Raw genomic sequence first — 25,344 nt, forward strand, 5'->3', positions numbered from 1 at the left:
CGCTTAACGCCGAGACTTGGCGTAAGACGGGGCAAAACTAGCACAGAGACGGGGAAATATCCGCCTCTACCTAGCCATTTGGTCAGCTTTATCGCTCTAAACCGTGAAAAAAAGGCATATGCCCCGTCAGAGAGCATCCAAAATAGCCTTCCAAGCGTGTCTTGACCAATGGGTGCGGTACACTGAGCGACTTTTCGGGGAGGCCACCGGCTCCCCTTCAACCAGCCGAGAAGCCTATGCCGATCCGTCATTGCATCGTCCACCTGATCGACAAAAAACCCGACGGCACACCCGCAGTTCTTCACGCTCGCGATACGGAGCTGTCCGAATCCGCCGCCATCGAGAATATGCTTGCCGACCTCAACGAGAGCTACAACGCCAAACAAGGCAAGGCCTGGGGGTTCTTCCATGCCGAGTCCGGCGCGCACCCGTTCAGCGGCTGGTTGAAGGAATATTTCGACGGTGCCCAGGATTTCACCCGTTTCAGCCGGATGGCGGTCGAGCACCTGCAAAAGCTGATGGAGGAGTCCAACCTCTCCACCGGCGGGCACGTGCTGTTTGCGCACTACCAGCAAGGCATGACCGATTACCTGGCCATCGCCCTGCTGCACCACAGTGAAGGCGTGGCGGTGACCGACGAGCTGGACGTGACCCCGTCGCGCCACCTCGACCTTGGCCAGTTGCACCTGGCAGCGCGGATCAATGTGTCCGAGTGGCAGAACAACAAGCAATCCAAGCAGTACATCTCGTTTATCAAGGGCAAGAACGGCAAGAAGGTCTCGGAGTACTTCCGCGACTTCATCGGTTGCCAGGAAGGCGTCGACGGGCCGGGCGAGACCCGCACCCTGCTCAAGGCCTTCAGCGACTTCGTCGAAAGCGAAGACCTGCCGGACGAATCCGCCCGCGAGAAAACCAAGACCCTGGTGGATTACGCCAGCAGCCAGGCCAAGCTCGGCGAACCCATGGGCCTGGAAGAACTGTCGGGCTTGATCGATGAAGATCGGCCAAAAGCGTTCTACGACCATATCCGCAACAAGGACTACGGCCTGTCGCCGGAAATCCCGGCGGATAAGCGCACCCTCAACCAGTTCCGCCGTTTCACCGGCCGCGCCGAAGGCTTGTCCATCAGCTTCGAGGCGCACCTGCTGGGCGACAAGATCGAGTACGACGAAGCCGCCGGCACCTTGATCATCAAGGGCCTGCCAACCCAACTGACCGACCAGCTCAAGCGCCGCAACTGATGCTCGGCGGGGTGTTCAAGAAAGTCTTGCTGGTGTTGCTGGTGGTGGTTGTAATCCAGAACTGGGGCAAGATCGAGCGGGTGTTCAACCCCTCGCAGGTGGTTTCGGAGCCGATACGCGCCTCGGCGCGCGTGGTGCTCTACTCCACCGAGTGGTGTGGCTACTGCAAGCAGACCCGCCGCTTCCTGGACCAGAAAGGCATCCCCTACCAGGCCTTCGACATCGAGAAGGACGCCCAGGCGCGCAAGGCATATGAGGCGTTGGGAGGTGGCGGAATTCCGTTTGTGGACGTGAACGGCACGTTGATCCGTGACTACAACCCGGACGCGATCATGGCCGCGCTGAAGTAATCCATTCTACAAAACACCGCAGAACCCCATGTGGGAGGGGGCTTGCTCCCGATGGCGGTGAATCAGCCAGAACAGCTGGCCCTGACACACTGCAATCGGGAGCAAGCCCCCTCCCACATGGGGTACTGCGGCGCTTTTATCTTAGGTGTGACTAGCGCAATACAATCATCCGACCAAAAATCTCGTGCTGCTCAAACCCCAGCACCGCCTGCAAGGCATTCAACACGGCTTGCGGGTCTTTGCTCGGAAAGCTGCCGCTCACACGTTTGCCGGCCATCTCGTCGTTGAGCAACAGAATGCGCCCGGGGTAGTAACGCCGCAGATCCTTGACTACATCGGCCAAGGGCGCCTTGTAGTAGTTGAGCCAACCGTCACGCCAGGCCAGGCGTGATTCGCTGTCGACCGCGTGCATGGGTTCGGCGACGCCGTCGGCGTAGGCCACTTGCTGGCCTGCCGTCAGAATCTGTTGCTGGCCCTGCCTGGAAGACTTCACTGCGACCCGCCCGGAAAGCACCGTCACCTGGGCACCCGCCGGTTGCAGGCGCACCTCGAACTGCGTGCCCAGCACCCGCGCTTCACCGCTGTCGGCGCCCACTACAAAGGGTTGGCCGGTGTGAGTCACGCTGAAAAAACCGGCGCCGCGACGCAATTGGATATGGCGCTCGCCCTGGCTGAAATCCACGGCAATGGCGCTGTCGGCATCCAGGGTCACTTGGGATTGATCGGCCAGGGTGACGGTCCTCACCTCGCCGGTCGCCGTCACATAGTCGGCGCCCAAGTCATCGACCCAGCGCGACGGCTGCCAGCCTGCGCCCATGCACACCATCAACAGAAGGCTCGCGGCTATCGCCAGTGCACCGGACCAGCGCACCAACCGTGAGCGCTTGGGGGTATTCATCGCATTGAGGTAGCCCTGCAAGGCCAGCGCCTCTTCAGCCGCCAGTTGACGTGCCGGCACTTCACTCAGCTCCCACAGCACCTGCGCCTGGGAGTAGGCCTCGACGTGCGCCGGGTCGGCGCGCAACCACCGGCTGAAGGTCGCCTGGTCGCCACTGCTGGGCTGGTCGTGCAACAGGCTCAACCAGTCGAGCGCGGCCTGCTCCTGAGCGGGTGTGGGGGTGACGTTCACGGTGCTTTCCCTGGCGTGCGTGGAGGCTGTGGTTCACGAAGGCTGGCCTTGCAGGCTTCGAGGGCACGCATCATATGTTTTTCCACGGCACTTTGGGACAAGCCCATGGCCTGGGCGATCTGCGCATACTTGCGGCCATGTATGCGGTTAAGCAGGAAAATCTGCCGGGTGCGCTCCGGCAAACTGCGCAAAGCGGCTTCGACATGGCGTAAATCATTGCCCGCTTCGAGTGCCGCCTGGGGCTCGCAGCCTTGGTAGTCCTGCTGCTCCGGCAACCAGCCCTCGTTGCTGCGCACCCGCGCGCTTTCGCTGCGCAAATGGTCGATGGCAATGTTGCCCGCGCAGCGCAACAGGTAGGTGCTGAGTTCTTCGACTTGCACCAGCGGCCGGCGCCAGAAGCGCAGGAACAGGTCCTGCACCAGGTCGGCCGCCGTGGCACGGCAACCCACGCGGCGGCTGACCAACGCTTCCATCTGCGAGCGCTGGGACAAGAACACCTGCAAGAAATGCGCACGCCCACCGGCCGCATCGGTGTGCGGGTTGTCCTGGGATTCCGGTGGGGTGCCGACCCTCATGGCAGCATCCGCCAACACAGCACCGCCAACCGAATCACGGCCGCCAGGTCGCGCGGCGTCGCGGCCAGTCGGAAGGAAGCGGACAGTGAGGTTGTGCTGTGCATGCGGGAGGCGCCAGGATCATCAGCGCGCGATATTAATGATAAATATTCTCATAAGCAAAAGAGAACGGATGAATCACCTGCGTTCTTTATAGAGCTGCAGGATTGCCCAACGTTGTCACGCGACCTACAATGCGAACAATTCTTGTTCTCTGACGCACACCAATGTTCGTGGAGTGATCGCGTTGCAGCCGTCCAACACCGTCGAAGTCCTGTACCACGACCATCACCGCTGGCTCACCGGCTGGTTGCGACGCAAGCTCGGCTGCCCTGAAAGTGCCGCGGACCTGGCGCAAGACACCTTTATCCGGGTGCTGACCGCACGGGAAACCCCGACCCTGATCGAACCCCGCGCCTTCCTCACCACCGTGGCCAAGCGTGTCCTGTTCAATTACTACCGTCGCCAGGACCTGGAACGCGCCTACCTCGACGCCTTGGCGCAACTGCCCGAGCACGTAGCGCCTTCGGAAGAAGAACGCGCCATCCTCCTGCAAACCCTGCTCGAGCTGGACCAACTGCTCAACGGCCTGCCGCTTCAAGTCAAACGCGCCTTCCTGCTGGCCCAGCTCGACGGCCTGACCTACGCGCAAATCGGCGCGGAACTGGGCATCTCGATTGCCACCGTCAAACGCCACCTGAATAAAGCAGCCATGCGTTGCTACTTTGCCCTATGAACTTCTCGACCCACGTCGCCGAGCAGGCCGTGCACTGGCTGATGGAAATGCAGCAAGGTGGCCTCAACCCGCGCCAGCATGCGGCCTGGCAACAGTGGCTGGCGGCCCACAGCGAGCATCAGCGCGCCTGGGAGCATATGCAACGAGTCAACCAACGCCTGCGCGGCATGCCTTCGCCCCTGGCCCATGCGGCGCTGAACGCGCCGAAGTCCAACAGCCGGCGCCAGGCGCTGAAGTTGCTGCTGATCCTCGGCGCGGGTTCGGCGGCGGCCTGGGGCCTGCGCCAGCAACACATTCTGCCGCCGCTGAGTGCCGACTATCGCAGCCCCGTAGGCCAGCGTCGCAAAGTGCAGTTGGCCGACGGCAGCCAGTTGCAGCTCAACACCGGCAGCGCGGTGGATGTGCACATGGATGGCCGGCAGCGCTCGATCCGCCTGCTCGACGGCGAAATGCTGCTGACGGCCCGGGCGGGTCATTCGCCCCTGCGTGTGCTGACCGGCCAGGGCCTGCTCAGCAGCCAGGCGGCGCGCTTGAATGTGCGCCAGTTCAACGACCACACCCAACTGGCGGTACTCGACGGCCACGTCGAGGTCATGCCCGACCACTACAGCGGCCTGCCACTGATCGTCGAAGCCCGCCGCCAGGTGAATTTCACTCGCAAAGGCTGGGACACCCCGCGCCCCGTCGACGCCAACAGCGGCGCCTGGGCCGATGGCATGCTGATGGCTGCGCATATGCGCCTGGAAGATTTCCTCACCGAGCTGGGACGCTACCGCCGCGGTCAGCTCAATTGCGACCCGCAGGTGGCCAACCTGTTGCTGTCCGGCAGTTATCCGCTGGACGACAGCGAACGCATTCTCGATCTGCTGGAAGTCAGCCTGCCGGTCAAGGTTCGCCGCTTCACGCGTTACTGGGTGAGCGTGCAGGCACGCGCCTGAAAATATTTTCGACAACCGTGAGCCGTTTTCCAGCCCTCGCGTGACAGAGAAGGAAAGCCACTTTGATCCTTCCTTCTCAGGACCGCCCTTTATGTTCCAGCAACCCACCCCTCTCGCCCGCACCCTGCGCCAACTCCTGCTCGGCGCCAGCCTCAGTTTCGCCGTGCTACCCCAGGTGATGGCGGCCGATGCCAAGCCCTATCACATCGCACCGACTTCGCTGGAAGCGGCCCTGAACCAATTCGGGCGAGAAGCGGGTGTGCTGATTTCCTTCGGCTCCGAGCTGACGGCCGGCATGCAAAGCCGGGGTTTATCCGGCAACTACGGCGCCGCCGACGGCTTGCAAAAACTGCTGGAAGGCACCGGCCTGCAAGCCCGCGCCGAGGGCAACAATGCCTATAGCCTGCAACCGGCCAACGCCCCCACGACGGTCGAACTGCAAACCTCCAATGTCGTCGGCGACTGGCTCGGCGATGCGCAGCAAACCAACGTGTTCGAACACCCCGGCGCCCGTGACGTGATCCGCCGCGAAGCATTCGAACGCCAGGGCGCGACCCAGGCCCGTGACGTGCTCAACCGCATCCCCGGCGTCAACGCTCCGGAAAACAACGGCACCGGCAGCCATGACATGGCGCTGAACTTCGGTATTCGCGGCCTCAACCCACGGCTGGCCTCGCGCTCCACGGTGTTGATGGATGGCATTCCGGTGCCCTTCGCACCGTATGGCCAACCCCAGCTGTCATTCGCCCCGATCAGCATGGGCAACATGGATGCAGTGGACGTGGTACGCGGTGGCGGCGCCGTGCGTTATGGCCCGCAAAACGTCGGCGGCATCGTCAACTTCGTGACCCGCGCCATCCCGGATGCACCGACGGTAAAAGGTGGCTTGCAGACCGAGACCAGCCCGTCGTCCAGCCACGATGGCTTCAAGACCAGCGGCAACCTGCTGGCCGGCGGCACGGCCGACAACGGCCTGGGCGGCGCGATTCTGTATTCCGGCACCCGTGGCGGCGACTGGCGCGAAAACAGCAACACGCGCATCGACGACCTGATTCTCAAGGGCAATTACCAGCTCGACGACGCCAACAGCTTCAATACCATGGCTCAGTACTACGAAGGCCAGGCCGATATGCCCGGCGGCTTGAACGTAAAGGACTACAAGGCGGACCCGTACCAGTCCACCCGCCCCTACGACAAATTCTGGGGCCGCCGTACGATGTTCAACGCCGGTTATCGCTACCAGGAAGACCGCCGCGAGTTCACCGCCAACACGTTCTTCACCACCACCTTGCGTAACGGCTACCTGGACCAAGGCAACTTCCTTTCACTGTCACCCCGCGAATACTGGGTACGCGGCCTGGAGACCCGATTCGCCCAAGGCTTCGACCTCGGCCCCAGCCGCCATGAAGTCGGCATCGGCTACCGCTACATCAGCGAAGCCGGCCACGAAATGCGCTACCGCACGCCGATCACCGCCAACCAGCAAATGCCCGACACCAACAGCCGCAATGACCGCGACACGCGTGGCGCCACCGAAGCCAACGCGTTGTTCGTCGATGACCGCATCGACATCGGCAAGTGGACCATCACGCCGGGCGTGCGCTACGAGATGATCGAGTCCCAGCAAACCAACAACCTGACCAACGTCAAATACAAGGGCGACTACAACACCGCACTGCCGGCGTTGAACGTGCTCTACCACCTCACCGAAGACTGGAACCTCTACGCCAACACCGAAGGCTCGTTCGGCAGCGTGCAATACAGCCAGATGCCCAACCGCGTAGCCAGCGGCGAAGTGAAGCCGGAAAAAGCCCGTACCTGGGAACTGGGTACCCGTTATGACAATGGCAACCTGCGTGCGGAAATCGGCGCGTTCCTGATCAACTTCGACAACCAGTACGACAGCAACCAGACCAACGACACCGTGATCGCCCGGGGCGAAACGCGCCATCAGGGCATCGAATCGAGCATCAACTACGCCCTCGATGCGTTGAGCCCGGCGCTCACAGGCTTTGATGTCTACGCCACCTACGCTTACGTCGACGCGACCATCCGCGAAGACGGCCCGAACAAAGGCAACCGCGTACCGTTTTCGTCCAAGCACAAAGGCACCCTGGGCGTGGGTTACACCGAAGGCCCCTGGAAGCTCAACCTGGACAGCAGCTACCAGAGCAGCCAGTTCGCCGATAACGCCAATACCCGGGCGGAAAGTGCCGACGGCGCCAACGGACGCATCCCCGGCTACATGCTGTTCAGCAGCCGCGCAGCGTATGACTTCGGCCCGCAGCTGTCGGACCTGAACGTGGCGGTCGGTGTGAAAAACATCTTCAACAAGCAGTACTACACCCGTTCGTTCGACGACAACAACAAGGGCAAATACGTCGGCGAGCCGCGCACGGTCTACGTGCAAACCTCCATCGCGTTCTAACTGCCCGCCAGGCAGCTGGGGGTGCCCGCCACCAAGGCGTCGATGGCGCAGCGCACCTTGGCGGGCATATGCGCAGCCGTCGGCCAGATCACATGGATCGGCGCAGGCTGGGCGCGGTGGTTCGGCAACACTGCTTCCAACTGCCCACGCAGCACGTAATGCGCAATCAACCAGCTCGGCAACCAGGCCAGGCCGACGCCCGCAATCGCGGCATCGGCCACGGCCTGGAGGTCGTCGAGCATCAACATCGATGCCACCCCAGCGCGAAAGGACGTATTGCAACGGTAGGCAATGCCTCGGTGACCGGCGAGGTCATCAATACAGTCAATCGGCCCGACACGCTGCAAGTACGCCGGCGAAGCGGCTAACCCGACCGACTGCTCACCCAGGCGGCGTGCGCTCAGACGGTCGGTGTCCGGTAACGGTCCGATGCGCACGGCGACGTCGAAACCTTCCTGCACCAGGTCCGTGAGCCGGTCAGAGAATGAAATCTCGATCTCCAATTGCGGGTAAAGGTCCATCAAGCCCCACAAGGCAGGCGCCGCATAATGGTGGCCGAACGCCAATGGCAAGCTTGCGCGTAGACGCCCACGCGGCTGTTGTCGGCCGCTTTCGAGCACCGACTCGGCAGCTTCCAGTTCGGCCAATGCACGCAGGCAATGCTCGTGATAGGCCTGCCCATCTTCCGTCAGACGCTGGCGACGCGTGGAGCGCTGCAACAGGCACGTGCCCAAGCGCGCCTCCAGCCGCGCCAGGCCCTTGCCCACGGCAGAGCGCGTGAGGTTCAGACGTTCGGCGGCTTCGGTCAGGCTGCCGCTCTCGACGATTTGCAGAAACAGTTCAACGCCGTCGAAACGTGGAGTGGCCATGGTTTTATTGTCGCTCCTGAATCCCCTATCCAGGGAAAACTTATCACGAATAAAGAATCCTGTTCCCGCGAGAATAAACCCTCATTCAATCCAAAGGAATTGCCCATGCCGCCCGCCGCCGCTGTATCGGCCGTCAGCGCCCCACGGACCGCCAGAGATGGCCTCGCCCTTACCGCTGTGTGCCTCGTTGCACTGATGTTCGGCCTGGAAATCTCCAGCGTGCCGGTCATCCTGCCCACCCTCGAACAACAATTGGGCACAGGCTTCCAGGATGCCCAATGGATCATGAACGCCTACACCCTGGCCTGTACCAGCGTGCTGATGGCAGCGGGCACCCTGGCCGATCGCTTTGGCCGACGGCGCATGCTGGTGTTGTGCTTGTGGCTGTTCGGCCTGGCTTCGCTGGCCTGTGGGCTGGCCGATACGGCGCCCATGCTGATCGCGGCGCGTTTTGTCCAGGGTGTGGGCGCCGGCGCCATGATGATTTGTCAGTTCGCCATTCTTTCGCACCAGTTCCGGGAGCCGGCGGCGCGTGCGCGGGCCTTCGCGGTATGGGGCGTGATTGCGGGCCTGGGCCTGGGCTTCGGGCCCATGGTGGGGGCCTTGATCCTGGCGATCGCGGATTGGCGCTGGGTGTTCCTGGTGCATGTGCCGCTGACCCTGCTGACCCTGGTGCTGCTGCGGGTCAGCGTGCAGGAATCGCGGGACCCGGCGGGTCATCGCCTGGACATCGCCGGCATGCTCACCTTGACGCTGTCGGTATTTGCGCTGGTGTACTTCATCACCCAAGGCAGCGAGCACGGCTTCGGCGCACCGGCCATGCTCGCTTGGGCTGGTCTGTCGTTGATCGGGTTGCTGTTGTTCGTAGTCATCGAGCGGCGCAGCGAGCATCCGATGTTCGACTTCTCGGTGTTCCGCATCCAGCGTTTCAACGGCGCGTTGATGGGCTCGGTCGGGATGAATTTCAGCTTCTGGCCGTTCATGATCTACTTGCCGCTCTATTTCCAGGCGGGCCTGGGCTACGACACCCTGACCACCGGCGGCGCCCTGCTGGCCTATACGCTGCCGACCTTGCTGGTACCGCCGCTGGCTGAACGCCTGGCGCTGCGCTATGGCGCGGAGCGGATCATCCCCGTGGGCCTGGGTTTGATGAGCGCCGGGTTTATCGCCATGGCCCTGGTCAACGGTACCGAGCAACCGAGTATCGTGCTGGTGCTGTGCAGTTGTGTCATCGCGGGCACGGGTTTGGCGCTGACCAATTCGCCGACCACCAACACCACCACCGGCTCGGTCTCGGCCGACCGTGCCGGCATGGCGTCGGGTATCGATCTCAGTGCACGGCTGATTACCCTGGCGCTCAATATCGCGCTGATGGGGCTGGTGTTGCTGCTCGGGATCAGTCATCAACTGGCCAGCTTGCTGCCCGAATCCACAGCAGCAGACTGGCCGGCGATCAGCCAGCATCTTGCCGCGGGCAAGCTGGACGTGCCGGGGCTGACCGTGACGGACGCCCAGGCGGCGCTGCGCCATGGCGCCGGTTGGGCGATGCTCTTCGCCGGTATCGGCGCTGGCGGCCTGGCACTCTTGAGCCGGTATTTTTTCCGCAGCCGTTAAACGAAAACGGGCCTGCATCAGCAGGCCCGTTTGGCTAGGGAGAAAGAGCGGTCAGCTGTTAATCGCTGCCTGCAAGTTTTCTTCGAACTCTGCTTCGAGCGCACCCTCGTCGACTTTGTTGGCCGGCAGACTTTTCCCGGCAGCGCGTGGCTTGCCTTGCAGTTTGCCGAACAGGTGCTCCAACGCATGTTCAAGCTTGATGGCTGCACCATCGATCGCCTGCTCCAGCGTATCGGCTTTATCGCAGACCGAGATCGGTTGATGCCCCTTTGGCCGGGCTTCCAGCCGGCAACTCAAATCATGGGGGCCGGGCTTGTCGCCGTTCTCATCGCGCAGGTAAACCTCAACGCGGGTCAGATGTTCTTCATAACGATCAAGCGTGCTCTCAATGGTCGTACGTACCCACTCCTCCAGTCGGATGCTGCTTTCAATATGGTTATCGCTATTGACTTGGATTTGCATAGTTCTTCCCTTATTTCAGCTAGCTCGCGGGAGGTCACAACTGCAACACCGGTGCGGTGAAACCATGACCTCTTGATGACACAATTGAGCAGTCAGCGAAACATTTCAACCCCTTTGCAAAGATAAATCCCGCATTACAAATTAAGTCTGACTACGAGCAAAAACGCTGTTAGGGTGGGGAGTTAGTTAAATCTTCCTACACCTTGCGAACCTCACAATTGCCCCTCTCCCAACGGGTGCAATCCGCGAAAAACCTCGGCCTCCTCCACCAGCCAATCATGCACCGCACGCACGCCCGGATGGCTCAACGCACCCGGCGCATACAGCAGCACGTAGCGTTTGTGGTTGGGCACGGCGACACCGAAGGGCACAATCAAGGTGCCGCGTTCCAGCTCGTCATTGAGCAACGTGCGCCGCGCAATCGCCACGCCCATACCCGCGATGGCGGCTTCGATGGTCAGGTGGTTACGGTTGAAGGTGTGCCCACGTCGCACATCGGCGAGGTGGTAGCCGATGGCATTCAGGTAAAACTCCCACTCGGCGTATTCATAACTCCCACGCCAGGCCGTGATGTCGTGCAACAACGGGAAGTGCGCCAGATCCGCCGGTCCGTGTAACGGCGGACGGCCGCGCAGCAGGCTCGGCGCGCACACCGGGAATATCTGCTCGTCCAGCAGGGCTGTGGATAACAAACCTGGGTAGCTGCCGTCGTTGAGGTCGATCGCCAAGTCAAAGTCGCCCTCGTGCAAGGCAATGCTGCTGTCTTCGGCGACCATGCGCAGTTGAATATCCGGGAAGCGTTGCTGTAAACGCGGCAAACGCGGGGTCAGCCACTTGCCCAGAAATGATGGAATCGAACGCAGGCGCAAGGTGCCGCTGATCATGCCCGCGTCCAAGCGCTGCAATTCGGCATCGATGCTGCCGTAAGCCTCCCCCACCGTCGCCGCCAACCGCTGGCCCTCGGCACTGAGTTCAACCCCACGCGCCCGGCGATGGAACAGTCGAAACCCCAAGCGCTCCTCCAACTGCCGGATCTGCTGGCTCACCGCCCCCGGCGTGATGTGCAGTTCTTCAGCGCAGCGGGTGAACGACAGATGCCGTGCCGCACAGGAAAACACGTGCAGCCAGACGTAGGTCTGACCATGGAGGGGGCGGGTCATAGCGTTTAGTCCTGCTAAAGGGTTTCTTAGGATAATTCGTTGGTCAGTGCCGATCCAGAGGATCAGTATCGCGCCAATTGCGCTCGGCCTACAAAAATGGCAGCGATTCCTACTCCATTGCTTGTAAGGCTTTAGCATGGCTATCAGTGTTTTCGATCTATTCAAAGTCGGTATCGGCCCCTCCAGCTCTCACACCGTCGGCCCTATGCGGGCAGCGGCGAGCTTCGCCCAGGCACTGGTCGACCAACAGTTACTGAGCGCCACACGCCGGGTCGAAGTGCGCCTGTACGGCTCGCTGTCCGCCACCGGCGTGGGCCACGCCACCGACCGCGCCTGTGTCATGGGCCTGATGGGCGAATGGCCCGACCAGGTCGACCCGACCTCGATCAACGCGCGCATCCAACAGTTGCGCGAGTCCGGCCGGCTGCTGCTCGCCGGCACCCAGGACATTGCCTTCAATTGGCACTCCGATCTCCTGCTGCTGGACGAAAGCCTGCCTTATCACCCCAATGCCATGTCGCTGCACGCCTACGGTGAAACCGGCCTGCTGAGCGAGCAAACCTATTATTCGGTGGGCGGCGGCTTCATCATCGACGCGGCTGAAGCGGCTTCGGGCACTGCACCGACCAGCGATGTGCAATTGCCCTACGACTTTTCCAGCGCGGTCGAACTGCTGGCCCTGTGCAACAAGCACGGCCTGCGGGTTTCGGAACTGATGATGGCCAATGAACGGGCGTGGCGCAGCGACGAAGCGATCCGCAGCGGCCTGCTGCATATCTGGTCGGTAATGCGCGAATGCGTAGAACAGGGCCTGCGCGACGAAGGCATTTTGCCGGGTGGCCTGGATGTGCCGCGTCGCGCCGCGAAATTGCACCGCAACCTGCTGGAAATCGGCAAACCGAATGTCATCACCTCGACCCTGTCCGCTATGGAATGGGTCAACCTGTTCGCCCTCGCCGTCAACGAAGAAAACGCCGCCGGCGGGCGCATGGTCACGGCGCCGACCAATGGCGCGGCGGGGATCATCCCGGCGGTGTTGCATTACTACATGAAGTTCAATGCCAACGCGTCTGACGACGATGTGGTCAATTTCTTCCTGGCCGCCGCCGCTGTCGGCATTCTGTGCAAGAAAAACGCCTCGATCTCGGGCGCCGAAGTCGGCTGCCAGGGCGAAGTCGGCTCAGCCTGCGCCATGGCCGCCGCCGGGTTGGCCGAGATCCTCGGCGCCACCCCCGAGCAACTGGAAAACGCCGCCGAAATCGGCCTGGAGCATAACCTGGGCCTGACCTGCGACCCGGTCGGTGGCCTGGTGCAAGTCCCCTGTATCGAGCGCAACGCCATCGCTGCCGTGAAGGCGATCAACGCCACGCAAATGGCCCTGCGCGGCGACGGCAAACACTTCATCTCCCTCGACCGGGTGATCCGCACCATGCGCGATACCGGTGCCGATATGCATGACAAATACAAAGAAACTTCACGGGGCGGCCTGGCGGTCAGCTGGGTGGAGTGCTGATCGGAGCACTGCTACCCGCCCCAACGTGAGCCCGCGCAAAAATAATAACGAGGCAATATCGATGACCGATGTACGTACACCTGCCGTAGAAAACCCTGCCGTAGAAACAACCGTGACCAGCGGCTGGACGCAACACGACACCACCTGGATGCTCGGCCTTTACGGCACCGCCATCGGCGCGGGCACCTTGTTCCTGCCGATCAACGCGGGCGTCGGCGGCTTCTGGCCGCTGATCGTGCTGGCGCTGCTGGCGTTCCCGATGACCTTCTTCGCCCACCGTGGGCTGACGCGCTTTGTGTTGTCGGGCAAATCCGGCGACATCACCGAAGTTGTCGAAGAACATTTCGGCGTCGGCGCGGGCAAGCTGATCACCCTGCTGTATTTCTTTGCGATTTTCCCGATTTTGCTGGTGTACAGCGTGGCGCTGACCAACACCCTCGGCAGCTTCATGGAGCACCAGTTGCACATGACGCCACCACCGCGGGCAGTCCTGTCACTGGTGCTGATCCTCGGCCTGATGGCCATTGTGCGCTGCGGCCAAGGCGTGATCGTCAAAGCCATGAGCGTGCTGGTGTACCCCTTTGTCGCCGCGCTGTTGCTGCTCGCGTTCAGCCTGATCCCCAACTGGAACGGCGCGTTTTTCGCCTCGGCCGGGGATGGCATGCCAATGCCGCTGTTCTTCAAGACCCTGTGGCTGGCGATTCCGGTGATGGTGTTTTCCTTCAACCACTCACCGATCATTTCCGCGTTTGCCGTTGATCAAAAGCGCGTCTATGGCGCCCAGGCCGAGCGCAAAAGCGGCGGGATCCTCGCCACCGCCCACGGCATGATGGTGCTGACAGTGATGTTCTTCTGCTTCAGCTGCGTGCTGGCTCTGTCGCCGGCCGACCTGGCGGCCGCCAAGGCGCAGAACATTTCGATCCTGTCGTACCTGGCCAACCATTTCCAAACGCCGGTCATCGCCTACGCCGCGCCGTTGATTGCGCTGGTGGCGATCACCAAATCCTTCCTGGGCCACTACATCGGTGCCAGTGAAGGCTTCCAGGGCCTGATCGTCAAATCCTTGCGCGGGCGTAACCGTTCGATGTCGTCCAAGGCGCTGGAACGTTGCACCGCAGTGTTCATGGTACTGACCTGCTGGGCCGTGGCGACCTTCAACCCCAGCATCCTGGGCATGATCGAAACCATGGGTGGACCGATCATTGCCTGCCTGTTGTTCCTGATGCCGATGTACGCGATCCGCCGCGTACCCTCTCTGCGCCAGTATTCGGGCCAGTTGTCGAATGGGTTTGTGGTGGTGATCGGGTTGATTGCGCTTTCGGCGATCGTTTTCTCGGTACTGCCCTGAAACAGGTCACCGCTCTCAAAGACACCCCTAGATGACTGTGGGAGGGGGCTTGCTCCCGATGAGCGGTGTGTCAGCCAATAAATACTCGGCTGAATGACCGCCATCGGGAGCAAGCCCCCTCCCACATAAGGACCGCATTGTTTGTCAGATCGCTGTACGGCACGCCCTTTGCTGTACAGCTCATGAGGTAAACGGATTTTGTAAAACCTCAGCGACGGAGTGGCCGGTGGTCAGGCAACGCGAACTATTCCCGACACCGGTCGTCAATGACTGCATGTTCCTATCAGGCGGTAACGCACCATGGACAATCCTTTTCAGATCATCACGGACACTTTCAGCCCCGATTACCGCGTCAACCTGAGCATCCAACGGCTCGACGGCAGCATCATGCTCACCCTCTCGAACGAAACGGGCGTGGTGGCCAAACGCATGATCAGTGCCGAACAACGCAACGATCCGCAGCGGCTCAAGCGGCTGGTGCAAAGCATTCAGTTCGGCATTGCCATAGAGCAGGGCCATAGCGCCATGGAGATCCTGGCGATGATGACGGACGGCGACAGCCACAAACTTCTGCAGCGCCCGCCCGCCCGTCCCCTGCCCTTCAGCGTCGGGCTCTAGAGTTCGCCCTTCTCGGTTTCCTGGCTCGCCTCGCCTTTGTGACGCGGGCCTTCAACCTTCACCGACGGGAATGCCGACGAGGCATATCGAACGACCATGATCGAAAACGCCAACAGCAGAATACCGCCGCACAGGTAGATGATGCCGATGTCCGGCGGGTTGTGGTGCGATACGTTGGAGATCAACAGGCGCGTCAGCGCAGTGATCGCCACGTAGATCAGGAAGCGCACCGGCATGTGGTTGGTCTTGAAATAGATCCCGACCATCGCGCCCAATTCCAGGTAGATGAACAGCAGCAAGATGTCATCGATCTTGATATGCCCGTTCTCCAACATCCCGAGAAACTCCATCACCGCCGCCCAGGCGGTCACCGCACCAATGGCGAACAACGCCAGGTAATGGAATGTCTCGACAAACAGGTTGCCCAGGGATTCGGCCAGCCCATGGACGTTCTGGCGCAGCCTTTCAGCCCAGTTGATTTTCACGATGATGTTTCCTTAGGTCGGCTCGACCGGATAATGCGAGTTGAACGTGACGGTTGTTCTGCATGCAGAAAAAAGGCCAGCGGCAGCTATAAGATGATGGCGGCGTGATATGAGGCACTGCAAACCTGGCTTTTCGGGCTACATTAAAAAACTGCTACCCAAACCCCACGGTTTGGCTTAACCTTTAGCTGTATATAAATACAGTAGTCGCAATAGACAACTATCGTGAAGGCATGTGAGGTGGTGAATGGCCGTCGAAGTGGTATACCGCAGCAGCCGAGATCTGGAGCGTTTGTTCATGGATAAAGCCGAAGCTGACCGTCATGACAAGATGCTTGAACTCGCTGAGTTGCTCGCAGAAGTGTTGCAAAAGGCCGTGCCGTCCCTGAGCGAGCAGCAAGTGGAAGAAGCCGGGATCTACATGGCGAAGAACCGCGATGTGTTTGCCAAGGCGTTCAAGAGCCAGCCGGATGCACTGTCCGAGTTGCTGAACCCTGCAACGGAATGAAGTCCGAATTGAACAGGCCCTGAGTCACTGGCTCAGGGCCTTTTTAATGCCTGGGCTATTTATACAGCAGACGCTCGGCCAGCTCATCGGCAACCCGTGCCGGGGAACGTTTTTCGGCTTGGGCGTGGGCGAAGATTTCGGTCAGGCGCCTGCCTATGTTTGACAGATGGGCCGTGATATCCGCCAACTCGGCGCCGTGGTGCTTGAGAGCGACGTAGATCAGGCCGCCGGAGTTGATCACGTAGTCGGGGGCGTAGAGGATGCCTCGCCCTTCCAGTTGGTCGGCGATCTCCAGGTTGGTCAGTTGCGCGCTGGCGGAACCGGCCACAGCGGCGCAACGCAGTTGGCCAACCGTATGGCGATTGAACACCGCGCCGACGCCGCAGGGCGCGAGAATATCGCAAGGGGTGCTGAGCAAGGCATCGTTGGCGATGGGGTGCGCGCCAAGTTGTTCCATGGCCAGTTGGACCTTGCCATGATCGATGTCGCTGACCAACAGCTCGGCACCGGCCGCGTGCAGTTGCTCGGCCAAGGCATACCCCACGTTGCCCAGCCCTTGCACCGCCACGCGCAAGCCTTCGAGGTTATCGCTGCCCAGGCGGGCCATGGCGGTGGTGCGGATACCGGTAAACACTCCCATGGCCGCGTGCGGCGCGGGGTCGCCGGCGGCGGTGGTGCTGGTGACGAAGCGCGTGTGCTGGGCAATGCAGTCCATATCGGCAACCGAGGTGCCGCTGTCGATGGCGGTAATGAAGCGGCCGTCGAGTTTTTCGATGCAGCGGCCAAAGGCTTCGAACAAGGCGGCGCGGCTTTCCACGTGCACGGGGCGGATGATCACCGCCGTACCGCCGCCTACCGGCAGGCCGGCCAGGGCGGCTTTGTAGCTCATGCCTTGGGCCAGGCGCGCGGCATCCGCCACGGCACTTTGATCGTCGGGGTACGTCAGGTAACGACAGCCGCCCAAGGCCGGCCCCAGGCGACTGTTGTGGATGGCGATGATCGCCTTCAGACCGGTCACCGGGTCGACGCTCAGGTGCAGCGATTCAAGGCGGGTGCTGTGCATGAGCGCAAACATCAATGAGCTCCCGAATCACTTCTGGTAGTGGCCCAAGTATAGGCTTGCGGTAGAAAAATGCTGGACTGCACTGGAATAAGGCTCACGGTTTTGCAGGCCCTAAGACATAAGACAGTAGGATATTTCTCAAGACGCTGGACGAAAATTCACAGCAAGGCTAAAACGAGGGCATCCGCCGGAGAAAGCAATGAATCCCCGCCAAGCCTTTTTCGCCTGCCTGGACCGCTCTCCCCCCGCGCTGTTTGAAGCGGCGTTGTGGATTGCCGCCGAGCACGATCCCGCCGTGCAGCCGTTGCTCATCCTGCAAGACGTCACCGTGCTGCAACAACAGGTCGCGCTGGGCATGCCCATGTTACCCGCTGACGAACTGGGTCAACCCCTGTTGCGGCGCTTGAACGACCTGGGATTCGCCCAGGACGAATTCACCCCGCTGCGCCCCGCCGCCGCCCTGCTGGACAAGGTACTGCAACGCAAGCGCGGGCAACCCTTGGCCATGGCGCTGATCGCACTGGAAATCGCGCGACGCCTGGACATCCCCTTGGTGGGCGTGAATTTCCCGGGGCATTTTCTGTTGCGGGTGCCCGGCGCCGACCATCTGCTGGACCCCTGTGGCGGTCGGCGTCTGTACCCCAATGACTGCCGCGAACTGCTGCAACGTCAATATGGGCCGAATCTCAAGTTGCAGGCTGAACACCTGAACACCGCTGAACCACGCTCGATCCTGCAACGGCTGTCACGCAACCTGCGCCAGCTGCACCTCTCCAATGATGCCCCGCTCGACGCCTTGATCGATGCCGAGCGCGTGCTGGAACTGGGCAATGCCAGCGCCGCCGACTACCTGGCCCGGGCCAGCCTGTATCAGCGCCTGGACTGCCCGAATGCCGAGCGCTTTGACCTGGAACATGCCCTGCTGCTCAGCGAAGACCCGATCCAGCGCCTGCGCCTGACCGAGCGGCTGGGGCATCTGCCGCCCAACACGGTGGTGCATTAAGCCCCCGGTGCCTTGAGGATATCCGTCTGCAACGGGCTCTTGGGCACGCTGACGACAGGCGAACGTACCTGAATGATCAGCAACGCGGCGATCACCGCCGGAATCGCGCAGAAGAAGAAAATCTGCTGTACCGGAATATGCATCGCCAACAGCAGGCTGCCGAACAGCGGCCCCAGGATCGAGCCGAATCGTCCCACCCCCAAGGCCCAGCCGGTGCCGGTAGCACGCACATGGGCCGGGTAGAAGTTGCTGGCGAAGGCATTGAGCGTCAGTTGCCCGCCGATGATGCAGAAACCGGCGGCGAACACGCAGGCCACCAGATAACGCGGGTTGGCATGGTTCAGCCCCAACAGGACGGTGCACAGCGCAGCCGCCGCCAATACGCCGGACAACAGCCGCACCTTGCTTTTCAGGCGGTCGGCGAACCAGGCCATGCCGATGGCACCCAGGGTGCCGGCAAACAGGAACATCGACGTCACCAGATTGGCTTCTTTCAAGGCCAGGCCACTTTCCAGCAGCAGCGACGGCAGCCAACTGATCATGAAGTACAAGAGGATCAAGCTGACAAAAAAGGTCGCCCAGAGCAGCAGGGTCGGGCGCGCATAGCCGTTGCGGAACAACTCCAGCACCGTCAGCTTGCTCCCCTCCTCCCGCTGGCTTTCGGCCGCGCTGGCCAGTGGTGGCTGCCAGCCGGGCAGCATGCGCGCCGTGACCTTTTGCAAGCGCGCATAGGGCGGTGCGTCACGCAACAGGCGCGGCAGGGATTCGGGCAGCAGCCACACCAGGAAGGGGAACAGCAGCAACGGCGTGACGCCGCCCGCCAGGAACACCGCCTGCCAGCCAAAGCCTTCGATAAACCCCGCCGCAACGAACCCACCCGCCGCGCCGCCGAACGAAAAACCGCACGCGGCCAACGTCACCATCAAGGTGCGCAAACGGGGTGGGGAGTATTCCGACATCAACGCCATGGCACTCGGCATCGCACCGCCCATGCCAATCCCGCAGATAAAGCGCGCGGCCATCAGCGTCGTCAGGGAGTTGGCAAACACCATCAACACCGTGAGGCTGGCGTAGATCAGCACGCAACCCAGCAGGATGCGCCGCACGCCAAACCGGTCGGCCAGCGGCGTCACCAGCAGCGAGCCCAACGTCAGGCCCAACAGGTTGGCACTGAATACCGGGCCGAACGCAGCTTTTTCCAAGCCCCAATCCTTGGCCAAGGCCGGTACCACGTAACCCAACACCTGAGCGTCGTAGCCGTCGGTCACCAGCAACAGCGCCAGCAGCAGGAGAATCAACCACTGATAGTTCGACACCGGACGGGCATCGAGTGCCGCACGAAAGCTGGCAATCTGATTGTGCATCGCAAGGTCCCTTTATTTTTTTATGTGGGCAACTTCGACCCAATGTGGAAGGGCGCGAGCCCTAATGCCAGTCAGTTAAGGCTTAACTCGGTCATTGTGGGAGGGGGCTTGCTCCCGATGGACTGCGTAGCAGGCCCATTTTTGAGGCCGCTGCGCGGCCTATCGGGAGCAAGCCCCCTCCCACAATTTATCCATCGCCCGCTTTATCGCTTAACTGACAGGCATTAGGGCGAGCCCCCCTCCCACATTCATTCAGGGTGTATCAGGGGTATCCGGCTGATTAGCCGGATGCGCTTGCACAAACGCCGGATGCCGGGCCGCCAAGGCTGCCACCCGCCCGATACGCGGGTACGCCGCCAACGGCACCTTGAAACGTTGCGCCGCGTACAACTGGGGAATCAGGAACGCATCCGCCATCCCCGGCTGCTCGCCAAAGCAAAAGCCTTTATCGCCAATCAGTTGCTCCACCGCGCCCAGGCCCTGGCTGATCCAATGGCCGATCCATTCCAGCAACTGCGCCTCATCATGCCCCCACTTTCGCAACAGGTTCTGGGTGCTGGAGTTGTGCAATGGGTGGATATCGCAGGCGATGATCGAGGCAACCGCCCGCTCATGGGCACGGGCGGCCAGGTCTTTGGAGAGCAGCGGCACCTGTGGATAACGTTCCTCCAGATACTCGATGATCGCCTGCGACTGGATCAGCAACGCCCCGTCATCAGTACGCAACGCAGGCACGCGGCCTTGCGGGTTGATCGCCAGGTAGTCAGGCTGGCGGTTGGCGCCGCCCGCCGGAACCAGCAGGTTGACCGGCACGGCGCTGAAATCCAGCCCCTTGAGCGCCAGCGCGATACGCACCCGATACGACGCGGTAGAGCGGTAGTAGGTATAGAGATCCATCGCCCGTCCCTCTCAGTGTGCCGCGACCACGGTGCCACGGCACTCGCCGAAGCCGATGGAGGCAAACCCTTCGCGGCTGCAACGGGCACGCAGGATGATTTCGTCGCCGTCCTCAAGGAACTTGCGCACCTCGCCACTCGGCAGTTCAATCGGTTTTTTTCCGCCTTCGGTGATTTCCAGCAGGCTGCCGAACTGCCCCGGCTGCGGCCCGGACAAGGTGCCCGAGCCGAATAGATCTCCGGCCTGCAACTGGCAGCCGTTGCTGCTGTGGTGGGCAACCATTTGCGCCGCGGTCCAGTACATGTGCAGGGTGTTGCTCAGCGTCAGGCGATGAGCCGGCAGGTTCTGCTCACGCATCGAAGCGGTGGTCAGCAGGACTTCCAGTTCGATATCCAAGGCACCTGCGTTCTGGTCACGCTTGTCCAGCAGGTAAGACAGCGGCTGCGGGTCACCTTCGGGACGCGGCGCTTGCGCCTTGCGGAACGGCTCCAGCGCTTCAGCCGTAACCACCCAGGGCGAGATGCTGGTGATAAAGCTCTTGGACAGGAACGGCCCCAGCGGCTGGTACTCCCAAGCCTGGATATCCCGCGCCGACCAGTCGTTGAGCAGGCAGAAACCGGCGATATGCTCGGCCGCGTCGCCAATGGCAATCGCGTCGCCCATGGCGTTGCCCGGGCCGATCCAGATGCCCAGCTCCAATTCGTAGTCCAGGCGTGCGCACGGGCCGAAGCTCGGCTCGGCCTGACCGGCCGGCAGCGTCTGGCCCTTGGGGCGACGGACATCGGTGCCCGATGGGCGAATGGTCGAGGCGCGCCCGTGGTAGCCGATCGGCACGTACTTGTAGTTCGGCAGCAAGGGGTTGTCGGGGCGGAAGAGTTTGCCGACGTTCTGCGCGTGTTCGATGCCGACATAGAAGTCGGTGTAGTCGCTGATTTTCGCCGGCACGTGCATCTGGCAATCGGCGGCGCGGTGCAGCACTTGAGCCTCGCGGGTTTGCAGTTGGCTGCCTTCGGCCAGCAGTTCCAGCAGGCGTTCGCGCAGGGCCACGCGCGGGCCACGGCCGAGTTCGAAAAAGGCATTCAACTGACCGCCGGCGGTGGCTTCCACGGCGCGGCGAGCCTCACCCTCGAACGCGTCCAAGGCGGCAAACAGGTCGAGAATCGAGTCACCAATCGCCACGCCGCTGCGCGGTGCCGAGCCCTTGATGCTGAACACCCCCAGCGGCAGGTTTTGCAGGGGAAAATCGCGGTGACCGTTGGCGGAGGCCACCCAGCTGCGGGTTAGCGTTGGATGAGTCATGGGTTATCTCCGGTTCGGGTTGAAGGTGGCGGGCAACGAGGCCCAGCACGCGTCATAAGTGTTTTGCAGTTGTGGGCATTCAAGGGCGAACTGTGTGGGACGCAGCACTTGGCTGGTCTCGAACATGAAGGCCATGGTGTTATCGATTTTGTGTGGCGCCAGCTCCACATTGATCGCTTTGGTGCAGGTCTCGCCATCCGGACCATGGGCACTCATGCAGCTGTGCAACGACGCACCGCCGGGCAGGAAGCCTTCGGCCTTGGCGTCGTAGGCGCCTTGGATCAGGCCCATGTATTCGTTCATCAGGTTGCGGTGGAACCACGGCGGACGGAAGGTGTTCTCGGCCACCATCCAGCGCGGTGGGAAGATCACGAAGTCGAGGTTGGCCAGGCCGTGGGTGCTGGTGGGCGAGGTCAACACCGTGAAAATCGACGGGTCCGGGTGATCGAAACTGACAGTGCCGATCGTGTTGAAGCGACGCAGGTCATATTTGTACGGCACATTGTTGCCGTGCCAGGCGACCACGTTCAGCGGCGAATGATCCAGCTCGCAGGCCCACAGTTCACCGAGGAACTTCTGCACCAGGGTGGTCGGTTGCTTGAGGTCTTCGTAGTGCGCGACCGGCGTGAGGAAGTCGCGCGGGTTGGCCAGGCCGTTGCTGCCTATAGGGCCCAGGTCTGGCAGGCGCAGCGGTGCGCCGTGGTTCTCGGCGACGTAGCCGCGCGCCTCGGCGTCCAGCAGCTCGATACGGAATTTCAGACCGCGTGGCAGCACGACGATTTCCAGCGGCTCCACGTCCAGCACGCCCAGCTCGGTGGCGACGCGCAAGCGCCCCTGCTCGGGCACGATCAACAGTTCGCCGTCGGCATTGAAGAACACGCGCTCCATGGAGCGGTTGGCACAATAGTGGTAGATGCTGATGCCCGAGGGTTTTTCCGACCCCGAGTTGGCAACCATGCCCACGAGCCCATCGACAAAGTCCGTCGGTTCGCTGGGAACATCCAGCGGATTCCAACGCAGGCGGTTCGGTGTCACCGCACCCAGAGGCCCACCGGCCAATTGCCGATCCAACTTAACAAACGCCGGATGATTGGCCGATGGCTGAATGCGATACAGCCAGGTACGGCGCGCTTCACTGCGGGCCATGGTGAAGGCGGTGCCGGAGAACAGTTCGGTATACAGCCCATAAGGCGCTTTCTGCGGGGAGTTCTGTCCGACGGGTAGCGCACCAGGCAGGGCCTCGCTGGCGAATTCATTGCCGAAGCCCGATTGGTATTCGAGGTTCATGGAACATCCTCTGTACGGAATTGTTTTTATCGTAATTCACTTACGCATAACGTAATTTGATCACTATCGACCGTCAAGCTATAAAGACGCCCATTCATCTCTCGGATTCTTGCCCTTCCATGGATACCCCCCGCGACACCGGAAAACAGAAAGTCCGCTCGGCCGAAGTGGGCACCGATATCCTCAAGGCCCTGGCCGAACTCTCGCCGGCCACCTCGTTGTCGCGCCTGGCCGAACACGTGCAAATGCCCGCGAGCAAGGTGCATCGTTATTTGCAGGCGCTGATCGCCTCAGGTTTTGCCGAACAGAACCCCGCCACCAACCACTATGGCCTGGGTCGCGAGGCGTTGCGCGTGGGCCTGGCTGCGTTGGGCAGCATGGACGTGTTGAAAGTCGGCGCGATGCCCCTGGCGGAACTGCGCGATGAATTGAATGAAACCTGCTTTCTCGCAGTGTGGGGCAATCAAGGCGCAACGGTGGTGCATATCGAGCCTGCGGTGCGCGCCGTCACGGTGGTGACGCAGTTGGGTTCGGTATTACCGCTGCTCAGTTCGTCCACCGGCCTGGTGTTCAGCGCTTATTTGCCGTCGCGGGAAACCGTGGAGTTGCGCGAGCGTGAGATTCAGGCCGGAACCGCCCATGCCCTGGCCGACGATAAGGCCTACGCCGCCGTGTGCGAACAGATTCGCAGCCGTGGCCTGCATTTTGTGCATGGTTTGCTGATGCCTGGGGTCGATGCGTTGTCGGCACCGGTCTTCAACGCGGTCGGGCAAGTGGCGGCGGTGATGACCGTAGTCGGCCCCACCTCCTTGTTCCACGCCGATGAAAATGGCCCGGCGGCGCAGCAGTTGCTGGCAGCGACCCGGGCCGTAAGCTGGCGCATGGGCTATCAGCCCTGAATCAATCGTCCCAGCGTGACAGTGCCTCGACCACACGGTTTTCCACGCCTTTGACCTGGGCGCCGGTTACCACATAGTTGTTGCTGATCATGGAGAACACCAACCGCCGTCCGTGGGTATCGGTGAGGTAGCCGCTCAGGGACGAAACGCCGCCCATGGAGCCGGTCTTGGCATGCAGGTTGTTTTCCGCGAGCGTACCCTTCAGGCGATAACGCAGGCTGCCACCGGTCATGCGCTCGGTATTGCCGGCGATCGGCAACGCGTTGTACCAGGCGTTGAACCACGGCTGCTTGCTCGCGGCCAATAGCACATCCGTGAGGTTTTGCGACGACACCAGGTTACGCCGCGACAGGCCCGATCCATCGACCTGGCTCAGCGTCGTGGTATCCAGGCCCTGACGCTTGAGAAACCCGGCCACCGCCACCGCGCCCGCCGCCGCCGTGCCACTGTTGGCGGTCTTGCGCCCCATGGCCTTGAGCAAGGCTTCGGACATGTTGTTGTTCGAGAGTTTGAGCAACGGCGTGATCAGCTCCTGCAGCGGCGCCGATTGGTGCTCGGCCAGCACGGTCGCCGTGGCCGGGCTCGCAGCGCCCATCACCCGACGCCCCGAAACGCGGATGCCCTGCTGTGCCAGCGCCTGCTCGAACAGGTTGGCGACCAACTGCGTGGGCTCCCACACACTGACCAATTGCTCGCTCTGCCTGCCCGGCGCGACCGCACCGCTGAGCTGCAAAAGGTTGGTGCCATGCCGGCGATTGATCCCGTAAGTGTTGCCCGGCCCGCTGACGGCACGGTTGCTCAGTTGCAGGTAATCGGTGGGCGGGTAGATCTCGACCGTGACAGGCTGGCCAGCGCGCACCGGGGCCTTGGCCGTGACCAGGACACTGCCCGCATCGAAATCGCTATTGGGTGATACGGTCAGTGCTGAAATCTGCGCACCGTAGTAGGTGGTTTCATCATCATGGGACCAGTCGACGCCCAATCGCTCGGCGTCGAACCAGGTGTCGTCGAACACCAGGTCGCCCTGCACCTGGCGAATGCCCTGGCTGGCCAATTGCGCCGCCAGCGCCTGGTAGTCGGCAAACTGCAGGGTCGGGTCGCCGAGGCCGCGCAGGTAAAGGTTGCCGCTGAGACGATCGCCTTGGCGCGTGCCATTGCTGAGCAATTGTGTGGCAAAACGGTATTGCGGCCCCAGCACGTCCATGGCCGCAGCAGTGGTCAGCAGCTTGAGGTTGGAAGCCGGCACTAACCGCGTGCGTGGGTTGTACTGGTAGAGCGTGGCGCCACTTTTGGCATCCCGCACCATCAGGGAAACGCTGGCGCCGTGCAGCGCCGGGTCGGCCAGCAGTTGGTCCAGGCCCTGCCCGCCCGCCGTCTTCGAAGGCGTGGCGCAACCACTGAGCAACAACCCAAAGCCCAGCGCCATCGCGCCGGCGTGTATCCATCGTCCCCACTGCATAACACTGGCATTCCTGAAACTACGAGAGTGCGCAGCTTGGTTAATTCACAGCCCTCAATC

At 61.9% G+C, this 25,344-nt stretch carries 24 protein-coding genes; 12 read left to right on the forward strand and 12 right to left on the reverse strand.

Features of this window, described 5'->3' with window-relative positions; all coding sequences use genetic code 11:
• Window positions 1–236: 236 nt before the first annotated feature.
• Window positions 237–1,241, forward strand: a complete 1,005-nt coding sequence (gene yejK / locus C9383_RS13845) for a nucleoid-associated protein YejK (RefSeq protein WP_090366571.1) — start codon at window positions 237–239, stop codon at window positions 1,239–1,241.
• Entirely contained in the window at window positions 1,241–1,591 is a 351-nt protein-coding gene (locus tag C9383_RS13850) for a glutaredoxin family protein (protein WP_060754993.1), read from the forward strand. The genes yejK and C9383_RS13850 overlap by 1 nt, the downstream gene beginning before the upstream one ends.
• A 151-nt stretch (window positions 1,592–1,742) precedes the next feature.
• Here C9383_RS13850 and C9383_RS13855 read toward each other — a convergent pair whose 3' ends face one another.
• Window positions 1,743–2,720, reverse strand: a complete 978-nt coding sequence (locus tag C9383_RS13855; RefSeq protein WP_090366573.1) for a FecR family protein — start codon at window positions 2,718–2,720, stop codon at window positions 1,743–1,745.
• Window positions 2,717–3,295, reverse strand: coding sequence for an RNA polymerase sigma factor (locus tag C9383_RS13860; RefSeq protein WP_090366576.1), 579 nt, complete (start codon window positions 3,293–3,295; stop codon window positions 2,717–2,719). Before C9383_RS13860 ends, C9383_RS13855 begins: the two co-directional genes overlap by 4 nt.
• Window positions 3,296–3,581: 286 nt before the next feature.
• On the opposite strand from C9383_RS13860, the gene C9383_RS13865 reads away from it, so the two are divergent.
• The 3 genes from C9383_RS13865 (at window position 3,582) to fecA (ending at window position 7,436) form a co-directional block, all read left to right on the forward strand.
• A complete protein-coding gene (locus C9383_RS13865; protein ID WP_090372247.1) occupies window positions 3,582–4,070 on the forward strand; it encodes a sigma-70 family RNA polymerase sigma factor in 489 nt (162 codons plus the stop codon).
• Entirely contained in the window at window positions 4,067–5,008 is a 942-nt protein-coding gene (locus C9383_RS13870) for a FecR domain-containing protein (protein ID WP_090366578.1), read from the forward strand. The genes C9383_RS13865 and C9383_RS13870 overlap by 4 nt, the downstream gene beginning before the upstream one ends.
• A gap of 91 nt (window positions 5,009–5,099) precedes the next feature.
• Entirely contained in the window at window positions 5,100–7,436 is a 2,337-nt protein-coding gene (fecA, locus tag C9383_RS13875; protein ID WP_090366580.1) for a TonB-dependent Fe(3+) dicitrate receptor FecA, read from the forward strand.
• Here the strand turns inward: fecA and C9383_RS13880 are convergent.
• Window positions 7,433–8,305, reverse strand: a complete 873-nt coding sequence (locus tag C9383_RS13880) for a LysR family transcriptional regulator (RefSeq protein ID WP_060754998.1) — start codon at window positions 8,303–8,305, stop codon at window positions 7,433–7,435. The two genes, fecA and C9383_RS13880, sit on opposite strands and share 4 nt — an antisense overlap.
• A 105-nt stretch (window positions 8,306–8,410) precedes the next feature.
• On the opposite strand from C9383_RS13880, the gene C9383_RS13885 reads away from it, so the two are divergent.
• The gene (locus tag C9383_RS13885) at window positions 8,411–9,919 is read left to right on the forward strand and encodes an MFS transporter (RefSeq protein ID WP_090366581.1); all 1,509 of its coding nucleotides are present in this window, start codon (window positions 8,411–8,413) and stop codon (window positions 9,917–9,919) included.
• A 51-nt stretch (window positions 9,920–9,970) separates the two neighbouring features.
• Here the strand turns inward: C9383_RS13885 and C9383_RS13890 are convergent, their stop codons facing one another.
• Together C9383_RS13890 and C9383_RS13895 are read right to left on the reverse strand one after the other, a co-directional pair.
• Window positions 9,971–10,381, reverse strand: a complete 411-nt coding sequence (locus C9383_RS13890; RefSeq protein ID WP_060755000.1) for an HPF/RaiA family ribosome-associated protein — start codon at window positions 10,379–10,381, stop codon at window positions 9,971–9,973.
• 212 nt (window positions 10,382–10,593) lie between these two features.
• The gene (locus C9383_RS13895) at window positions 10,594–11,541 is read right to left on the reverse strand and encodes a LysR substrate-binding domain-containing protein (RefSeq protein ID WP_090366583.1); all 948 of its coding nucleotides are present in this window, start codon (window positions 11,539–11,541) and stop codon (window positions 10,594–10,596) included.
• Between the two features lie 136 nt (window positions 11,542–11,677).
• Between C9383_RS13895 and C9383_RS13900 the strand changes: the two genes are divergently transcribed.
• From C9383_RS13900 to C9383_RS13910, 3 genes are all read left to right on the forward strand, one after another.
• On the forward strand, window positions 11,678–13,054 hold the full coding sequence (locus C9383_RS13900) for an L-serine ammonia-lyase (protein WP_060755002.1): 1,377 nt from the start codon (window positions 11,678–11,680) through the stop codon (window positions 13,052–13,054).
• Between the two features lie 61 nt (window positions 13,055–13,115).
• Complete coding sequence (locus C9383_RS13905; RefSeq protein WP_090366585.1) at window positions 13,116–14,402, forward strand: serine/threonine transporter; 1,287 nt, start codon at window positions 13,116–13,118, stop codon at window positions 14,400–14,402.
• Between the two features lie 300 nt (window positions 14,403–14,702).
• Window positions 14,703–15,020: a DUF3509 domain-containing protein gene (locus C9383_RS13910; protein WP_090366587.1), complete on the forward strand. Its 318-nt coding sequence runs from the start codon at window positions 14,703–14,705 to the stop codon at window positions 15,018–15,020.
• On the opposite strand, the gene C9383_RS13915 is transcribed toward C9383_RS13910, so the two are convergent.
• Window positions 15,017–15,505, reverse strand: a complete 489-nt coding sequence (locus C9383_RS13915; RefSeq protein ID WP_090366589.1) for a phosphate-starvation-inducible protein PsiE — start codon at window positions 15,503–15,505, stop codon at window positions 15,017–15,019. The two genes, C9383_RS13910 and C9383_RS13915, sit on opposite strands and share 4 nt — an antisense overlap.
• 247 nt (window positions 15,506–15,752) lie before the next feature.
• Between C9383_RS13915 and C9383_RS13920 the strand changes: the two genes are divergently transcribed.
• Entirely contained in the window at window positions 15,753–16,013 is a 261-nt protein-coding gene (locus C9383_RS13920) for a YebG family protein (protein WP_090366590.1), read from the forward strand.
• A 55-nt stretch (window positions 16,014–16,068) separates the two neighbouring features.
• Here C9383_RS13920 and C9383_RS13925 read toward each other — a convergent pair whose 3' ends face one another.
• Complete coding sequence (locus C9383_RS13925; protein ID WP_060753834.1) at window positions 16,069–17,088, reverse strand: Leu/Phe/Val dehydrogenase; 1,020 nt, start codon at window positions 17,086–17,088, stop codon at window positions 16,069–16,071.
• 187 nt (window positions 17,089–17,275) lie between these two features.
• Here C9383_RS13925 and C9383_RS13930 point away from each other — a divergent pair, with 187 nt between their 5' ends.
• A complete protein-coding gene (locus tag C9383_RS13930; RefSeq protein ID WP_090366592.1) occupies window positions 17,276–18,079 on the forward strand; it encodes a SirB1 family protein in 804 nt (267 codons plus the stop codon).
• Here C9383_RS13930 and C9383_RS13935 read toward each other — a convergent pair.
• From C9383_RS13935 to hmgA, 4 genes are all read right to left on the reverse strand, one after another.
• Entirely contained in the window at window positions 18,076–19,443 is a 1,368-nt protein-coding gene (locus C9383_RS13935) for an MFS transporter (protein ID WP_090366594.1), read from the reverse strand. The two genes, C9383_RS13930 and C9383_RS13935, sit on opposite strands and share 4 nt — an antisense overlap.
• A 252-nt stretch (window positions 19,444–19,695) precedes the next feature.
• On the reverse strand, window positions 19,696–20,340 hold the full coding sequence (gene maiA / locus C9383_RS13940; protein ID WP_090366596.1) for a maleylacetoacetate isomerase: 645 nt from the start codon (window positions 20,338–20,340) through the stop codon (window positions 19,696–19,698).
• 12 nt (window positions 20,341–20,352) lie between these two features.
• Entirely contained in the window at window positions 20,353–21,639 is a 1,287-nt protein-coding gene (gene fahA / locus C9383_RS13945) for a fumarylacetoacetase (RefSeq protein WP_090366598.1), read from the reverse strand.
• Window positions 21,640–21,642: 3 nt separating this feature from the next.
• Entirely contained in the window at window positions 21,643–22,926 is a 1,284-nt protein-coding gene (hmgA, locus tag C9383_RS13950) for a homogentisate 1,2-dioxygenase (RefSeq protein WP_060753839.1), read from the reverse strand.
• 119 nt (window positions 22,927–23,045) lie between these two features.
• Between hmgA and C9383_RS13955 the strand changes: the two genes are divergently transcribed.
• Window positions 23,046–23,825 carry an IclR family transcriptional regulator gene (locus C9383_RS13955; protein WP_090366600.1) on the forward strand — a complete coding sequence of 260 codons (780 nt, stop codon included), beginning with the start codon at window positions 23,046–23,048 and terminating at the stop codon, window positions 23,823–23,825.
• 1 nt (window position 23,826) lies between these two features.
• Here C9383_RS13955 and dacB read toward each other — a convergent pair whose 3' ends face one another.
• The gene (gene dacB, locus C9383_RS13960; protein ID WP_090366602.1) at window positions 23,827–25,284 is read right to left on the reverse strand and encodes a D-alanyl-D-alanine carboxypeptidase/D-alanyl-D-alanine endopeptidase; all 1,458 of its coding nucleotides are present in this window, start codon (window positions 25,282–25,284) and stop codon (window positions 23,827–23,829) included.
• Between the last annotated feature and the right edge of the window lie 60 nt (window positions 25,285–25,344).

The organism is Pseudomonas palleroniana, from assembly GCF_003031675.1.
In the GTDB taxonomy this organism is placed as follows: domain Bacteria; phylum Pseudomonadota; class Gammaproteobacteria; order Pseudomonadales; family Pseudomonadaceae; genus Aquipseudomonas; species Aquipseudomonas palleroniana.

Coding starts and splice junctions, on each gene's coding strand:
- fecA (WP_090366580.1), top strand. CDS start 5,100: ATGTTCCAGCAACCCACCCCTCTCGCCCGCACCCTGCGCCAACTCCTG.
- dacB (WP_090366602.1), bottom strand. CDS start 25,284: ATGCAGTGGGGACGATGGATACACGCCGGCGCGATGGCGCTGGGCTTT.
- C9383_RS13930 (WP_090366592.1), top strand. CDS start 17,276: ATGAATCCCCGCCAAGCCTTTTTCGCCTGCCTGGACCGCTCTCCCCCC.
- C9383_RS13900 (WP_060755002.1), top strand. CDS start 11,678: ATGGCTATCAGTGTTTTCGATCTATTCAAAGTCGGTATCGGCCCCTCC.
- C9383_RS13890 (WP_060755000.1), bottom strand. CDS start 10,381: ATGCAAATCCAAGTCAATAGCGATAACCATATTGAAAGCAGCATCCGA.
- C9383_RS13870 (WP_090366578.1), top strand. CDS start 4,067: ATGAACTTCTCGACCCACGTCGCCGAGCAGGCCGTGCACTGGCTGATG.
- C9383_RS13935 (WP_090366594.1), bottom strand. CDS start 19,443: ATGCACAATCAGATTGCCAGCTTTCGTGCGGCACTCGATGCCCGTCCG.
- fahA (WP_090366598.1), bottom strand. CDS start 21,639: ATGACTCATCCAACGCTAACCCGCAGCTGGGTGGCCTCCGCCAACGGT.
- hmgA (WP_060753839.1), bottom strand. CDS start 22,926: ATGAACCTCGAATACCAATCGGGCTTCGGCAATGAATTCGCCAGCGAG.
- maiA (WP_090366596.1), bottom strand. CDS start 20,340: ATGGATCTCTATACCTACTACCGCTCTACCGCGTCGTATCGGGTGCGT.
- C9383_RS13850 (WP_060754993.1), top strand. CDS start 1,241: ATGCTCGGCGGGGTGTTCAAGAAAGTCTTGCTGGTGTTGCTGGTGGTG.
- C9383_RS13920 (WP_090366590.1), top strand. CDS start 15,753: ATGGCCGTCGAAGTGGTATACCGCAGCAGCCGAGATCTGGAGCGTTTG.
- yejK (WP_090366571.1), top strand. CDS start 237: ATGCCGATCCGTCATTGCATCGTCCACCTGATCGACAAAAAACCCGAC.
- C9383_RS13905 (WP_090366585.1), top strand. CDS start 13,116: ATGACCGATGTACGTACACCTGCCGTAGAAAACCCTGCCGTAGAAACA.
- C9383_RS13880 (WP_060754998.1), bottom strand. CDS start 8,305: ATGGCCACTCCACGTTTCGACGGCGTTGAACTGTTTCTGCAAATCGTC.
- C9383_RS13925 (WP_060753834.1), bottom strand. CDS start 17,088: ATGTTTGCGCTCATGCACAGCACCCGCCTTGAATCGCTGCACCTGAGC.
- C9383_RS13860 (WP_090366576.1), bottom strand. CDS start 3,295: ATGAGGGTCGGCACCCCACCGGAATCCCAGGACAACCCGCACACCGAT.
- C9383_RS13885 (WP_090366581.1), top strand. CDS start 8,411: ATGCCGCCCGCCGCCGCTGTATCGGCCGTCAGCGCCCCACGGACCGCC.
- C9383_RS13895 (WP_090366583.1), bottom strand. CDS start 11,541: ATGACCCGCCCCCTCCATGGTCAGACCTACGTCTGGCTGCACGTGTTT.
- C9383_RS13910 (WP_090366587.1), top strand. CDS start 14,703: ATGGACAATCCTTTTCAGATCATCACGGACACTTTCAGCCCCGATTAC.
- C9383_RS13955 (WP_090366600.1), top strand. CDS start 23,046: ATGGATACCCCCCGCGACACCGGAAAACAGAAAGTCCGCTCGGCCGAA.